The organism is Mesorhizobium sp. WSM3860 (genome assembly GCF_002294995.1).
Taxonomy (GTDB): domain Bacteria; phylum Pseudomonadota; class Alphaproteobacteria; order Rhizobiales; family Rhizobiaceae; genus Mesorhizobium.
In genome coordinates, this window is sequence record NZ_NSGF01000031.1 from 13949 (window position 1) to 29085 (window position 15137).

The 15137-nt window shown below is 59.5% G+C and carries 13 protein-coding genes; 12 read left to right on the plus strand and 1 reads right to left on the minus strand.

Annotated features, from left to right (window positions below):
• Positions 1–9: 9 nt before the first annotated feature.
• The 5 genes from nifN to CK220_RS29200 all read left to right on the plus strand — a co-directional run bounded on the left by nifN (position 10) and on the right by CK220_RS29200 (position 4137).
• Positions 10–1392, plus strand: a complete 1383-nt coding sequence (gene nifN, locus CK220_RS29180; protein WP_095814833.1) for a nitrogenase iron-molybdenum cofactor biosynthesis protein NifN — start codon at positions 10–12, stop codon at positions 1390–1392.
• Positions 1358–1855, plus strand: coding sequence for a nitrogen fixation protein NifX (gene nifX, locus CK220_RS29185; RefSeq protein ID WP_095814834.1), 498 nt, complete (start codon positions 1358–1360; stop codon positions 1853–1855). Before nifN ends, nifX begins: the two co-directional genes overlap by 35 nt.
• 17 nt (positions 1856–1872) lie before the next feature.
• On the plus strand, positions 1873–2352 hold the full coding sequence (locus tag CK220_RS29190; RefSeq protein WP_095814835.1) for a NifX-associated nitrogen fixation protein: 480 nt from the start codon (positions 1873–1875) through the stop codon (positions 2350–2352).
• Positions 2353–2376: 24 nt separating this feature from the next.
• Entirely contained in the window at positions 2377–3153 is a 777-nt protein-coding gene (locus tag CK220_RS29195) for a response regulator transcription factor (RefSeq protein WP_095814836.1), read from the plus strand.
• Between the two features lie 99 nt (positions 3154–3252).
• The gene (locus tag CK220_RS29200) at positions 3253–4137 is read left to right on the plus strand and encodes a universal stress protein (RefSeq protein ID WP_095814837.1); all 885 of its coding nucleotides are present in this window, start codon (positions 3253–3255) and stop codon (positions 4135–4137) included.
• 785 nt (positions 4138–4922) lie between these two features.
• Here CK220_RS29200 and pyrE read toward each other — a convergent pair.
• A complete protein-coding gene (gene pyrE, locus CK220_RS29210; protein ID WP_095814839.1) occupies positions 4923–5519 on the minus strand; it encodes an orotate phosphoribosyltransferase in 597 nt (198 codons plus the stop codon).
• Between the two features lie 1317 nt (positions 5520–6836).
• Between pyrE and CK220_RS29215 the strand changes: the two genes are divergently transcribed.
• The 7 genes from CK220_RS29215 to CK220_RS29245 all read left to right on the plus strand — a co-directional run bounded on the left by CK220_RS29215 (position 6837) and on the right by CK220_RS29245 (position 14648).
• Positions 6837–8333, plus strand: a complete 1497-nt coding sequence (locus CK220_RS29215) for a lysine N(6)-hydroxylase/L-ornithine N(5)-oxygenase family protein (protein ID WP_245429439.1) — start codon at positions 6837–6839, stop codon at positions 8331–8333.
• Between the two features lie 199 nt (positions 8334–8532).
• Positions 8533–9312 carry a phytanoyl-CoA dioxygenase family protein gene (locus CK220_RS29220; protein ID WP_095814857.1) on the plus strand — a complete coding sequence of 260 codons (780 nt, stop codon included), beginning with the start codon at positions 8533–8535 and terminating at the stop codon, positions 9310–9312.
• A 204-nt stretch (positions 9313–9516) separates the two neighbouring features.
• Positions 9517–11565: a class I tRNA ligase family protein gene (locus tag CK220_RS29225; RefSeq protein WP_245429440.1), complete on the plus strand. Its 2049-nt coding sequence runs from the start codon at positions 9517–9519 to the stop codon at positions 11563–11565.
• A 347-nt stretch (positions 11566–11912) separates the two neighbouring features.
• Positions 11913–12173, plus strand: coding sequence for a hypothetical protein (locus CK220_RS29230; protein WP_141245252.1), 261 nt, complete (start codon positions 11913–11915; stop codon positions 12171–12173).
• Positions 12174–12319: 146 nt separating this feature from the next.
• Complete coding sequence (locus tag CK220_RS29235) at positions 12320–13450, plus strand: TlpA disulfide reductase family protein (protein ID WP_176479248.1); 1131 nt, start codon at positions 12320–12322, stop codon at positions 13448–13450.
• A gap of 525 nt (positions 13451–13975) precedes the next feature.
• Positions 13976–14290, plus strand: a complete 315-nt coding sequence (gene fdxB / locus CK220_RS29240; protein ID WP_095814859.1) for a ferredoxin III, nif-specific — start codon at positions 13976–13978, stop codon at positions 14288–14290.
• A gap of 37 nt (positions 14291–14327) precedes the next feature.
• On the plus strand, positions 14328–14648 hold the full coding sequence (locus CK220_RS29245; RefSeq protein WP_095814842.1) for an exopolysaccharide production repressor protein: 321 nt from the start codon (positions 14328–14330) through the stop codon (positions 14646–14648).
• The last annotated feature ends 489 nt before the right edge of the window (positions 14649–15137 follow it).

The following is a 15137-nucleotide window of genomic DNA, read 5'->3' on the forward strand; positions in this document are numbered from 1 at the left end:
GGAAATCCGATGGTCCGCATCCTTCGCAATACCAAATCAGCGGCGGTCAACCCGCTGAAGTCGTCACAGCCGCTGGGTGCCGCCTTCGCTTTTCTTGGAGTCGACGGTGCAATGCCCCTGTTCCACGGCACGCAAGGCTGCACCAGCTTCGCGCTCGTGCTCTTCGTGCGGCATTTCAAGGAAGCGATCCCCTTGCAGACAACGGCGATGGACGAGGTGAACACCATACTCGGCGGAGCGGACCATCTGGAAGAGGCGATCCTCAACCTCAAAATTCGCACTAAGCCAAAGCTGATAGGAGTTTGCACGACAGCGCTGGTCGAGACCCGTGGCGAAGATTGCGCGAGTGATATCGCCAACGTCAAGCTGAAGCACGTGGAAGAGCTCGCAGGTACGGAGGTCGTGCTGGCCAACACGCCTGATTTTGACGGCGCGATCGAAGAGGGCTGGGCCAAGGCTGTCGCGGCGATGATCGACGGGATTACACGGTCGGGCGCACGGACCAGGCAACCGAAGAAGATCGCAATCCTGCCCGGATGCAACCTCACTGTCGCTGACGTCGAGCATTTGCGTGACATGGTTGAAAGTTTTGGCCTCAAGCCGATCATCCTGCCGGACGTCTCCGGCTCGCTCGACGGTACGGTCCCTGACCGCTGGGTAACGACTACCTATGGCGGCACCAGCGTTGAAGAAATCCGCGAGCTTGGCACAGCCGCGCAATGCATCGTCATCGGCGAGCACATGCGCCACCCGGCGAAAACGCTGCACGGGTTGACCGGCGTGCCTTACGTGGTGTTGCAGTCGCTGACCGGATTGAAGGCTGTCGACCGGTTCGTCTCGGTGCTGTCGGCGGTTTCGGGCGCGGCGGTGCCGACCCGGGTGCGCCGTCGCCGGGCGCAATTGCAGGATGCTTTGCTCGACGGACATTTTCATTTCGGAGGCAAGAAAATTGCGATCGCTGCCGAACCAGACCAACTCTATCAGCTCGCAACCTTCTTCGCTGGCATGGGCTCCAAAATCGCTGCGGCGGTCACGACGACCGATATGTCGAAGATTCTGGAAAAGGTACCGGCGGAGTGGGTTCAGATCGGCGATCTCGGCGATTTGGAAGCTCTTGCCGAGGGCGCGGATCTTCTCGTTACTCACTCCCACGGTCGCCAGGCTTCGCAACGCCTTGGCATTCCGCTCATGCGCGTCGGCTTCCCAATCTTCGACCGGCTCGGCAGCCAGCACAAGCTCACAATCCTCTATGAGGGGACCCGCGACCTGATCTTCGAGGTTGCTAACATCTTCCAGGCCAATCAGCACGCGCCGACGCCTGAGGCGCTTGATCCATTTCGGAAACGAGAAATGCCAGATGAGCTCCGTTCGTCGCCTCTCACTCGTCACTGACGAAGTTCGCGCAACGATGCCAGAACGACGAGCAGGCGCATTGCGCGTTGCCATCGCCACGCAAGACATGAAGAATCTCAACGCCCATTTCGGGTCGGCCAAGCGCTTTGCTGTCTACGACGTGACTCGCGAGGAGTGGCATCTCGTGGAAGCCGTGGCCTTCGATGACGTTTCCGATGAGAGCGGGAAGCGTCGGACCGAGGGCGATGACCGCATCACGCCGAAGGTGGAGGCGCTGAAGGGCTGCCATCTGCTGTTTTGTCTGGCCATCGGTGGGCCTTCGGCAGCCAAGGTTGTTTCTGCCAAAATCCATCCGATCAAGGCGCCGCAGCCACAAACGATCCAAGAGGTGCTGTTGCGCACGCAGATGATGCTGAGGACATGTCCTCCGCCCTGGCTGCGCAAGGTGCTGGCCGACGCTGGTGTCGCCGAAAAGAAACCCTCCTTCGAGGACGAGGACTGAAACGAGGAAAGAGCAAAATGTTTGAAGTCGCGATCAGCCCTGCTGTCAACGATGACGAGGCGGCCCTTGCCAGCCCGTTCGTCAAATGCCTCGTGCGGCTGATCCGTGCTCAAGATTCCCACGGGTCCTGGGACGGCAAAGCGGACGCCGAGTTGCTGGCCGACTTCATCGTCAGCAAGGAACAGCGCCGTGCGATTCCAATCATCGGCGATCCCGATCCGGACGTGCTGTGGAGACTCGACAAGTTTTACACTGCCGTCGCACTTGCGATCGAGGAGCGCTCCGGCCTGATGGCATCGCCGATGATCGAAATGAGCCATGAGGGCTTCGGGCGCGTGCTTTTCACCGCCGGGCGGCTGGTCGTCCTGTCTAAGACCCTGCGCGACGTCCATCGGTTCGGCTTCGAGACGTTCTGCAAACTCGCCGCGGCCGGTACGAAACTGGTCGACGATGCGATCGCAGCCATCGACGTCTATCCCGAGGTGGCACGGGCATGAAACCCATTTTCGAGCAAGAGGATCATGTCAGGCCTTGAGGAGCCGCTACGGCCACCCGACGCGTTCGAGGCCAATTTGGTTCTCGGGGTAGCGCCGATGAAGCCACGCGTCCTGATCTGTTCGCAAGATGCGGAGTTCTATCTCTTCCTCAGCCACATACTGGAGGTGGACGGTTTCGTCAGTGAGCCGGCAGGCGGGGCCAAGGAGGCGCTTGCAAAGGCCGACGAACGGGAATTCCAGGCCGTCGTGCTGGACTGCGGTCCAACGAGCCTTACCGGGTCCGCAATCTGCGCCCGGCTCAAGCGGGAGCCCCGGACCGGCGGCCTGCCCATCATTGCCCTGATCGCGCCCGGCGCCGAGAACCAGCACCTGGATCTATTGAAGGCCGGCATTGACGAGAGCTTTGTGCGCCCAATGGCACCGGCCAAGCTGCTCGATTGTCTGCGCACGAGGCTGGCGCTGCCGAAGCCGGGTTCAAGCGGGGTTGAAAACGGCGGCTGGCTCTCTTTTGGCAACGTTAAGATGAATCTCGATGCCCGCCGGGTTTGCGGCAATGGCCATGACATTCATCTCGGACCGATCGAGTTCAACTTGCTGCGGCATTTGCTCGAGACTCCCGGCAAGGTCTTCAGCCGGGACGAGATGATCGGCGCGGCCTGGCCGGCCAATATCCATGTCGGTGAACGCACAGTCGATGTCCACATCAGTCGGCTTAGAAGGGCGCTGGAGACGGCCTCGACCGATATCGTCATCCGTACCGTGAGGTCGTCCGGCTACTCGCTCGAGAAGCTGGACGGCTGAATCAAGTGTCCGGTGTGGTGCCACTCCCTTTTCCTCGCGCTGTGAGCCGGTCTCGCGGCCTGAAACGCCCTCAACGAATACTCAGGAAGAAGAAGGAAAATGGCCTATAGAACCGTACTCTGTCTGACCGGCGCTGACCATTCCGATCAGGACGTCAGAACTGCTGCCGGCTTGTGTGCGGAAATCGGCGCTCATCTTTCCGTACTGATTATACCCGCTCCGACGCTCCTTATGTGGCATCGGATCGGAGAGGGTGTCCTCGAGTGGCCGGTAGGACGTGGACAGGTAATTGCCATATCGAACAAACGGTTGCGGCAAATCGATCGATGTGCACAGGACGCGGTCAGGCTGGAAAATCGCTCCAGAGATATCAAGAAACTGCTGGAATCTATGTCGCTCGCCTACGACGTTGACACCGACTATTACGATCCGGCGAGCCTCGGTGAACTGGTACGACAGCGGGCGATCTGCGCCGACCTCACGATCACCGGACCGGGGCTCCTCAACGACGAGAATCTCGGACCTCCTGTGGTCAACGGCTGCTTGTTCGACACGGGAAAGCCGATGCTCGTTGTGCCGAAGGCGGCCAAGGCGACGCTGTGGCCACGGCGCGTCCTGGTCGGTTGGGATTCGCGAGTCGAGGCGTCCCGTGCGGTTCGCGAAGCGCTGGGTCTGCTATGCGTTGCTGAGGAAGTTCGTGTCGCCCTGGTCGATCCAAAGGCCCACTATAACGGGAACGGGGCGGAGGCTGGAGCCGACATCGCTGCCTATCTCACCCGGCACGGTGCTCGGGTGTCGGTTGACCTACTGCCAAGTGCCGGCAAATCGGCGGCCACGGTGCTTGCGCAGCACGCAACCGACATTTCTGCCGACATGATAGTCATGGGCGCCTATGGCAGCCGTCGGCTGCGTGAGCGGCTCTTTGGCGGTGTGACCAGATGGATCTTTGACAAGCCGACATTGCCGCTGTTTTTGGCCCGATGACGGTTGCGAAGCCGAACCGATGCCGTTCGAAGCTCTACTGTGCATCCCGCTGAGTTGGAAAACACTCCCAGAGGAGCAAGATAAGTGGAGCTCTTTTGCATTGGTATCGATGCTGGCCCATCCAATTTGAGCCTTGCATGTCAGATACATGAAGGGACTGCGCAAGGAGCACTGTTCCTGGATCGGCAGGTCGATTTCCGCTCACCCGGCAGCGCAACGGGTGAGGCCAAGCGGCGGCGATTTTCGAACAATATCATGATGCTGCGGAATGGGCACGCACAATGCTTGGGCACGAGGGCCCCCGACCGACGCGCATCGCGCCAATCGGCGTCGTCGCGTTCGAGATCTAGCACCGGCTGCTCGGCGCTTTTACGCTCGCAATGCGCCGGCATGCCGCTCGCGATCGATGACGCAGTTCCCGACGGAGGGCTGCTCGTTCCACAAAAAAGCGATAAGCGCGAGATTAATGGGCAACCTCGTCGGGACCGAAAAGAGCGCTAAACCGGGTTGCTAGATCAATCCAGGGTGCCGCGTCGCCTCTCTCTGAAGCTATTCGAACGACCGCCGCCAGATAGCCGGTAAAAGCCTTCAGTCTTAGGGCGCGTTGCTCTGAAAGGTAGTCACTAGCGTCAAGCCGCTGGTGAACGGCAGCGAGCATATGTTGCACCAAAAGCAGGGAAGATGGGCAAGGGCAATCGCTCTTACTCGCGAGGCGCCTGCACTCGCTGCAAAGCGGCGGAATGTCCTCCAAGGCTAGGTCGCCGGAAAGACGTTGTACGAGATTGTCAGTGGCGTTCCACAAATTCGCTCGCATGCAGTACGGAGTGCAGCGTGACGCCATGTTGGACTAGCAGGGCCGTAGCTCCCTCGTCACGGTCCACGAGGCAAGCAGCGTCACCCACAATGCCGCCGACGCGGCGAACCTCTTCAATCGCCTTCAATATCGACTTGCCGCTTGTGGCAACGTCGTCAACGATCAGGACCACTTTTCCCTGAAGATCTTCTTTAGGCCCAAGACCTTCAATCACATCCCTTGTGCCATGGGCCTTTGGAGCCTTGCGAACGAAAATCGTGTTTATGGGATTGTTCATCACCGAGCTGACAGCCGCCATCGATCCGATTACGGGGACCGCTCCCATTTCAAGTCCGCCGACGTACTCTGCTTTCACTTGCTTGGCTATTTTTAGGAACTCAAGAGCGGCAAGTTGCGCGCCTCGCGCCACCATCATGGTAGGCTTCATATTGAAATAGATGTCGCTCTCTATGCCCGACGAGAGCGTGTAGCGTCCGAATCGAAAAGAGCGCTCACGGACAATCTCGCGGAGTTCGTCCTTGTCGTGCTGGCCGGAATCAACTGGTCTGAATTTCGCCAGTGCCGCCATAGATCAGACCTCGCCCCTTGGGAAAATTTGGGTGCGGCATGCACCTAGTCACTACCACTATGTGGCTTATGCAAGTGTTCGCGGGGTGTGTCAATTAATGTCAATACCGGTGCGACCGTTTCGCGCAGATTTTTCCATTTCGTTATTGCGTGCCTAAAGCGTGACCACGGGCCTCGCCACGGCTGGGTAGCCTTGGCTACCCTTGCCCGATCTCGGCCAGGCACGGGTTTTCTCGACGTGGGCCGTCTCTTTGAGCATTTGGGCGCTTTCATCCTCGTCCCCTCGAGTTCCGCCTCGCTCGGCTCCGTTGCGCCAGCTTCTTAACTAGGTTGCACACTGCGGCCGCCATGTCGGCCCCCTTTGTGGTGACGATTGGGCGAGGCCGCGCTTTTCGTGCAACCTCCTCGTAAGGCGGTAAAGTTCGGGCCGGCGAGAATTTCGTTCATCAGCACCGTAGCGCAACATTCGGCTCGCTTCGTCTGACGACAATCAGCAGGTCCAACCCCGATTGGCCCGAAACAACGTTTCTTTTTGGATCAGCGCCTCGTTATTCCTGCGTTCCGGCGCAACCCGTCAACACCTTCGCCTTCCCAAAATATCTCCTTCCCGACCCGCCTTGGGCAGTCTCGACAAAGCTGCGGATCGAATGCGTCTCGCTGGTCACATGAGCACCGTCAGGCTCGTGGTGCTGCAGGATGTGGCACACGGCCTCGACATAGCGGTGTGACCGCCTTTAGCTGGGTTCTGCGTCTCAAAATCCGGATCTCTCAATCTTCCGCAAGACGGGAGAGACCTCCTGAGCCCCCCGGCTTCCGAAGGCGCCTTTTCAGACTCCGGCCGCGAGAAGGGCAAGAGCCTTTTACCGCGCCACAGTCCGTGAACCTGGGTGCTGGCCGTCCTGAGAGAAAATTCCGATGCGGAGCTGCCCGATTAGCTAGCGGCTCATGGCAAGAGGACGGCGACGCGGCAAATCGGCCACCGGCGCAAGGTTTCCCCCCTCATTGTCGGACACCCGACAGGACCACAAACCCGCTAACCGTTGCTTCCATGAAAGTTTCCTTCTGGCACGTTTGATGCGGGGGATCTTCCGAAAAACATCAGCGGATGCCCTCCTATGAGCAGGCTCAATGTCGCGGCATTCTAGACCGCGCCCTCGCCGATCCCCAAGTCGGTCACAGGTCGGCGTGTCACTGTGGAGGCGGGCGACTTTGCCGATTGAAACACGGAACAAGACTCGAAAGCATTTCGCTGACGGAGAAGCGATCATTGAAGCGGGCGGAGATACGTCAATCCCGTCCACGCCCACAAGTCGTGGACATGAGTGTCGATCGCATCACTTGGCCGGGATCCATGGGCTTCATACCCGACCATGCGAAAGCGGGGACAAAATCCAGCAAACCCACCGGCACCGAAGGCGAGATCGTCCGCGTGGAGACTGAAGCCGATGGCCAGAGCCGATATTCCTCGCGAACATCGCCTAGCTGGGAAGCACCTAAAGGAGCAAGACAAGTGGAGCTCTCTTGCATTGGAGTGGGAGCCGGGCCGTCGAATTTGAGCCTGGCGTGCCAGATGCACGAGCAAATTGGGCAAGGCGCACTGTTCCTGGATCGGCAAGTCGACTTCCGCTGGCACCCAGGCAGCGCATTCGATTCCTCGGAGCTCCAGGTCAGCCACTTCAAGGATTTGGTCACGCTGGTGAACCCGCGATCAGCCTACACTTTCGTGAACTACCTGCATGAGAACGGGCGTCTGTACCACTTCCTGAATGCACAGTTCGAAGCCGTGCTCAGAGCTGAGTTCGAGCGATACCTGAACTGGGCCTTCCACAGGAACCCGCTTGTCCGCGGCGGCGAGACCGTGCGCGAAATCCGCTTTGACGGCGAGTTTCGCGTGCGCACCGATAACGCGGTTCTCGGTGCCAGAAACGTCGTGGTCGGCATTGGCAAGCAGGCGCATATTCCGCCTCAGTTTCAGGGCTGGACTGGTCGCAACCTTTTTCACTCATCTGAATTGCTGCACATTCATGCTGAGGTGCACAAAAAGCATGTCTGCGTAGTCGGCGGAGGACAGTCCGGAGCCGAGGTGCTGTTGCACCTTGTTGGCCTGCCAAAAGAACGGCGGCCTGTCTCGATAACCTGGGTCTCACAGCGCGAAAACTACCTGCCCATCGACAACAGCCCGTTCACAAACGAGTTGTTCATGCCCTGCTTTTCGGATCGTTTCGCCGCAATGAGCGAGTCGTGGCGCAAGCTGTTCCTGCGGCGCTTCGTGCTTGCTTCGGACGGCATTTCGGAAAGCACGTTGCGCGCGATCTACCAGGCGCTTTACCGTCACGCGTTTCTAGAGCCAAACCAATGCGAAATCACACTGCGGCCGGGCTGCACTGTCTCGCACTGCATCAACGCCGGCGCGGGTCACAGACTCACTCTGCGGCGCCGCATGGAGGTGGTCGAAGAAGTCACCGCCGACATCGTCATCCTAGCCACCGGTTACGAGAACGCGGAGCCAGGCTTCTTGGAACCGATGGCGAACCGGCTTGAAAAGATCGACAACGAATTGGCTATTCGCGAAGATTTTTCGGTGTGCTGGGACGGACCACGTGACAGCCGCATCTTCGTACAGAACGCGAGCCTAGGACAGCGTGGGCTGGCTGATCCGAATCTAAGCCTGCTGGCCTGGCGAGCGCGTCGCATCCTCGACAGCCTTCTGGGGCGCGCGCCGCGTGCCAACCCCGAGCATCCCGGCTTCATCGGCCCTACCTCAGTCGAGTGCTGGTCCGACACCGTCGCAGAAGAAATGGGCAGCGGGATATGACCGGGCGACTGCGGATCATTGGCGGTGGCATCCAAGGGATGATTCCGCCTTCACTGCAGCGGAGGCCGGAGACGAGACCCCACTTAGCGTCGCCCATATGCCGTGGAGGACTGTTTCCGTCGACCCACAACCTGACGAGCGCCCGATTGCCCTAACCGAAATGTTCGCCAACCAGTCTTTCCAACAGGAGACTTTTCGCATGTTGACTGATGCACAAAGAGAAAAGTGGCAGAAAGACGGATATGTCAGGATCGAAAACTTCTTCGATCCCGCGGCTGTGGAGCGTATCTCCGGCTTTGTCGACGATATTTCAGGCTGGGACGTCAGCGATGATAAATGGATGCTGTGGTTCGAGAAGACGACGGACAATCGAAAGATCACCTCTAAGGTCGAGAATTTTCTCGACTTCCATGATCCGTTGCGTGATCTGCTCCTCGCCGATCAGCGCATTAACTCTGCGGTCGAGGAGCTGCTTGAGGAAGGCTCCCGCAGGCTCAAGGAGTTGCTGATTTTCCACTATCCCGACAGCGGCGGCTATCGCCCGCATCAGGACATTTATCACATTCCACACAGGCTCCCCGACCGAATGGTCCATGCGGTCGTCGCCATAGGCATTGATGACTCCGACCCGGGCAATGGCGGCCTTTTCTTTAGCCCCGGCAACCACAAGAAGGGAGTATTTTCCATGGATGCCGGTGGGGTGATTGATCCTGAGGTCGCCGAGAAATTCTCCTGGGAACCCGTAGTATGGAAGGCTGGCGACATCTTCATCTTCGACGATTACGCACCCCATTACTCGCAGCCGAATAAAAGCAATCGTTCGCGGCGAACGCTCTACTTGGTGTTCCAGCGTGCTTCGACCGGCGGACCGACCCGCGCTGAATACAACGTGCTTAAGCGCGCTCTTAATCCGCCCGAGGGCAAAGTGGCCGATCTAGACAATCTCAAGCCGCCAAACGGCATTTTCTATCGCGACTGAGCGAGGCATGCACACGAAACTGATCGACCGCTAAAAAAATGCGGGGAGCATGCGTCGGCACGTCGGATGGAGGTAGTCACCGGGCGGTCTTCTCTGACGCCAAATTCCTACTGGCGCGCAGCCTTAGCCCGCCCGGCGGCTAGAGCCGGGATTGTCTCGGGGGCCGCCAACCGGTCCGGGCTTCGCAACTTGCAGCAGAGGCTGTTGCGTTCGCAGCCGAAGACACCACTGCTTCAACGGCTGAGCTTCATCATGCGCAAATACAGGTTTTCTCGAACGGAGCTGTCGCGTGCGTTCGGTATCGACATGGCCACGCTTGGAACGGGAAGCGCGGGCACCGGGTTTTCATTCGGCAAGGTGGCACCGGGGGTCACATCCGAGCCTCATCGGCACGACGAAATCGAGGCCTTCGTGGTCCTGTCTGGGGTGGGCAAGGTCAGGACCGACCTTGGGGAAATCCCGATCAAAGCCGGCGACGTCGTTCTGTTTCACCCTTTTGAAGCGCATGTGCTGTGCAATGATGGGGACGAAGACCTAGATTTCCTTGATGTCTACTGGCGCGACGGCAAGGCCGCCCTCGAAGCTGCTGCACAGGTCGCGGCTCCCCGCAGGCCGATCTTCGTCTTCTCCACGCCGCCGACGCCCAACGGCGATCTGCATCTGGGGCATCTTTCAGGCCCGTATTTTGGCGCCGACGTCTACACGCGTTTCCTGCGCATGAATGGGGCCGAAGCCTACCACCTGACTGGGAGCGACGATCACCAGAGCTACGTCGCCACCCGTGCCGATGCCGATCAATCGACGCCCGCAAAGGTGGCGCGCCACTACGCAGACGAGATCAGAGCCACGCTTGCACTTCTCGACTGTGAGGTCCACAGCTTCCTGCCCACGTTGGGGGATGACGCTTACGCAGAGTTTCAAGCCAGGTGTTTCCGCACTCTTCTGAGCAGCACGGCGGTAGATCTGCGCCAGAGCCCTGCGCTATTTGATGCAGTGACAGGCAATTACCTTTATGAACCGGATGTAAGCGGCAACTGCCCCGATTGCGGCGGCTCCACTAGCGGCAACATCTGCGAGGAATGCGGCGCGCCGAACTTATGCCATGACTTAGGTGCAGTCCGGTCGCGGCACTCGGCCGAGGCGCCGGTGGTCGGCTCCGTGCGCCGTCCCGAACTTGCGCTGGATCGATGCTACGACGAGATCGACCGGCATTTAAGGGCGTCGGGCGCTCCCGCTCGGATCATGGACCTCTTCGCGCGTGTACGCCAACGTCGCGATTTTTCCGTGCCCATCACCCACCCGTCGGACTGGGGCCTGGCGGCCGAAGGGCTCCCGGGGCAGGTGATCTGGGTTTGGCCGGAGATGGCTTTCGGAGTCCTTTACAGCATCCAGGCGCTAGCTCGCTTGCTGGAGCGCGACTGGAATGCGGCGATGCCCAGCAATGACTGGCAGATTGTCCATTTCTTCGGCTTCGACAATTCCTTCTACCACGCGCTACTTTATCCCGCGCTTTACGCTGAGGTGTTCTCCCACTGGACGCCGCGTATCCGGTATCATGTGAACGAGTTCTATCTGCTCGACGGCCAGAAGTTCTCGACCAGCCGCGGCCATGCGGTCTGGGGCAAGGAGGTTCTGGACTCAAAGACAGTCGACGTCGTGCGTCTCCATTTGGCCCTGACACGCCCGGAAGGTCAGCGGAGGAACTTCACGCTGGACGCGCTGCGCCGCACCGAGAACGAGATATTTCAGGGGATCTGGCTGAATTGGCTTGATGCGCTATACCGGGACATCCAGCAGGACTTTGGCGGCCGCGTGCCTGACGCAGGCGACTGGGCTCCGGCCGATCGCGCCTTTTTTGCTCAGATAGAGACCCATCGCGCGGCGATGGAACGCGCCTATTCGGACGATGGCTTCTCGCTCCGTCGCGCGGCCGCGCAGGCCTGCGATTTTGTGCGCGATTGCCTGATCTACCGTCAGGCGCAAGACTATGCAGCGGCGCGACGTCTCTATCCCGCCCGCACCCGCACTTCGCTCGCGCTTCAGGCTACAGCCGCTGCGATCCTGGCGCAGACACTCGCACCGCTGATGCCCCGATTTGCCAGCATGCTTGCGAGCGGCATCGGCGTCTCAACCGAAAAATGGCCTGCGTCCGTCCGGCGCCTTCCGCCAGGGACGATCTTTGATATCGGACCCGTACTGGGGTTCTACGCGAGATCCGACAATCCTTTGCTCAATGAACCGAAGGCCTTATGACCCACCGAATCTTGACGAGATCTGCGCGGCATAAGCCGACATCTCTACGGGCCGCCACCAGACAATTGAGACCAGACTGGCCCACCTGGACCTCCGATTCAGCGAAGCGGTCGCGAATGCCCGCAGCAGCGGGTGGTCTACGCAGGAAACCTGCAATGCTTCCAAAGCTCTTTCACGAAATATCGGCTGGTGAATGCGGGATCCGCCGTCTAGCGAAACATCATAAGCGGTAACGGCGGCGGCTCGCAGTAGACGCGCTGGGGCTCACCGCCTCACCGACCCGTCCCAAGAAGGAAGGCTCGGCCATCAGAAGGCCAGGACGCAGTGGCTGCAGGCGGGAGCCGGTCGTGGAGATCGCCCGCGCACTTTCGACCGGCCCCGAAATGATGCTGTTAGACGGACCGACGCCAAACATTGCCGCAGGCGAGACAGCCAAGCTGCCTTCGGTTCTCAAGCGTGAGAAGCGTGAGATGCGTGTCGAAAACCAGACAGCGGCAGGAAACATGTTGGGTTCAAAACAATCGGCCGCCTTCGCTGCTCAAAGGTTTTCCGAGCTAACCACACACTTACCGTTCACTAAGCGGGCTGGCACGACCATTGCTGGTTGAGATGCGGCAACAATGGGTGAGGACTAGCCGCATGCGAACGCGCAAGACGAGTGCTGGTCACCGAGCCGGTTTCTTCCATTTCTGAGAGGAGAACCGGCTCGTCAGAAACGGCCGAAAGGTGTGATAGTAGAGCTTTGGAGAACAACATGGTGTTGCGTAGGGAGTCCCCGGCTCCGCCGATCAAAGTGGACGACTGGCTGCGTGGCGAGCCCCTCGCCAACTTTCACCCCGGCAAGGTGTACCTCCTAGAATTTTGGGCGACTTGGTGCGGACCCTGTGTGGCGGCGATGCCCCACCTGATGCAGCTGCAGGAGAAATATCAAGACAGCGGATTTGAGGTCGTCGGAGTTGCAGCTAGGGAACAGGGCCCGACCGCGGAGGAGGCGCGGACTAGGTTGGATGCTTGGCTGACAGAGAGGTTCCCGAATCTGAATTATCGTATCGCGTTCGATTACACAGGCGAAATGAATAGACTGTGGATGGAACCCAGTTCATCCCTCGGGATTCCCGCCTCGTTCTTAGTCGACCGCGACGGCCACATCGCTTTCATAGGACACCCGGCGGAACTCGATGACGTTTTGCCGAAAGTTCTCAACGGCAGTTGGCGCAACAGCGATCAAGCTCAACGCGCCGATGCAAGGCGGATCGCTACTAACCAATGCACGGCGCGCGAACTAGCGCTGACCGGACCGATTTACGCCAAGCTTCAGCCGGCGATGCAGGCCGAGGATTGGACGGCGGCACTCTCAGCCATCGAAGAAGGCCTCGCCTCAGTGCCGGATTATATCGGGTTCCGAGAAACGCACGCGGATCTACTGCTTCACAAGCTGCGCGACATGCAGACCGGCTTGCCAGCCATGCGCCAGTTGGTCGAGGACGCCATCGACAAAAAATTCGAGGCCGTCTCTTGGATGGTCATGGCCCTGAACCAACTCTTCGATCCCGAGATGGACAACTCTCATATCCCCCGTGCTGAACGCTTCGCGATGGGCGACGAGCTCTCGGAACAGATCCTGACACTGAATCCCCCGCACGGCGAGGGACCTCTTAAATTCCGGTGGTACGTCCCGGTCGCTCAGTATTATTACGAGAGCGGAAACAAGGGTCGCGCGATCGAGTTGATCGAGGTGGCGCTGAAATCTCTGGGGAATCCAGGGACGATGCCGGACCATATCAAACAATACTACCTTACCCCATTGCTCCAAGCCCTGGCCAACTACACGGGTGAGAACGCATGCTCCGGGGACCTTTGCGTGGTTCCGCAAAAAGGCTCCTGAAAATCAAAGCGCAGTCGCCTGATGAGCGAAGAGACGACAAGTGAAAAAGAAACTGGTCAATCCGCCAGTTTCTGCGGCGCGCCCGCAGCAAATATGTCCAGGCAGCACAGGGGTGATCGTTTGCTCGAGGTCAAGGCTCGAACCTTAGTGACCCCTCACCGGGTCGGCGCGGAAGAGATGTTCGAGGCGAATTTGGCCTATCGGAAGACGTCACGACCCGGGACGTGGTCAGCCCAAGGGATGGCGTGGGATCGGCCCGCCCAGGTCGGACGTCGGCTGCGCAACCGGGCCCGGAGTTGGCGTACCCGAAAGCAGAAATCGAGGCCTGAAATCGAGGAAACCGAATGTCGCACGCGGCGCATGGCCCTGCCGTCACAGGACGGCGAGGCCCTTGCCTGCCAATCCGCCTCCCGCGGTTGATCCGTGCTCGCCTTCCATGGCTCATGCCAAGGGAAATCGGACACCGGGCTGCTGGCCAATTTCATCATCGCCAAGGCACTGCAGCGGAATATCCGATCATTGGCGATCCGGACATTCATCCGCCGCGACGGCTCCTTATGGGTGCCGCAATACCTGACAGTTATAGATGGCGAGATCTGTATTGGCTGCGGCCGCTGTTTCAAAGTCTGCTCGCGCGAGGTCATGCATCTTTACGGCGTCGATGACACGGGTGAAATCCTCGGCGCCAGCGACGGCAGTGACGACGATTTCGATGGTGAGCTCAATCGCATGGTCATGGTTGTCGACCATGCCGGCCGCTGCATTGGCTGCGGAGCCTGCGGCCGCGTCTGCCCAAAGAACTGCCAGACCCATGTCGCGGCCGACCAGATCGCAGCATGAGCTGCATGATTGACGAGACGAAATCAGGAGAACGGCATTGCGCTTCATCACCTTTTGTCGGCTCGCCGGGCTGGTCCTGTGCGGCAACGCTGTGACGGTTTACTTCGCCTCGCATTCGTTCCGTCTAGCAGTGATCACGACGCTGGGCTGCTCGCTACTTCTTCAGCTGGGCTATTTCGCAAGTGTGCTCTTTCTGATTTGGCGATCCAGCTCCGCGGGCAAAGCCCGGCAAGAGGCTGAGCTTTTCGACAGGCCCCAGGAGGTTCGGTACCAGTCGCGGGACGATGAGCTTATGAATGAAACTCAAGATGTGCCACAGCGCAATCAAACGCTCGGCATATCGCTGCTCCTCCCTTGAGGCGCCGTAACAACATCAGAGCTCCGATTCGTCACTTTCATTCAAGTTGATTGTCGAGGTCAGGAGCACCGAAACGGCAAGCATGGGCGCATCGCTGACTACCTCGCCCTCCGTCGTCGTCCTCGACGATTCGACTATGTCCCCTTCGCCCGCAGCCACGGGTAGGTTCTCTTCCATTTCATTACTACGAACGCACATCCATCATGGTCACCACCGACCTGGCATTCGGCGAATGACACGCCTGAAGAACCGCGCCTGACGCGCCTACGCCCAAACAATCCGCGTTCGCCGGGCTGCGCAACCCGACCAGCTCCGCCCCGGCGCCCGCTCCTCGTCGCGCTTATGCAAGCGGGGGGTATAAGTCGAGGCCGATCAGGGTCAAAGTTCGGCTCCGATTGGCAGGTCTCCGCTACGGTGCGTCCCAGAACAGCTGTCCGCATCCTCGGCGACATCGCCGTACCGCCGTTCGAGCTCTCGGCGTTGCCATGT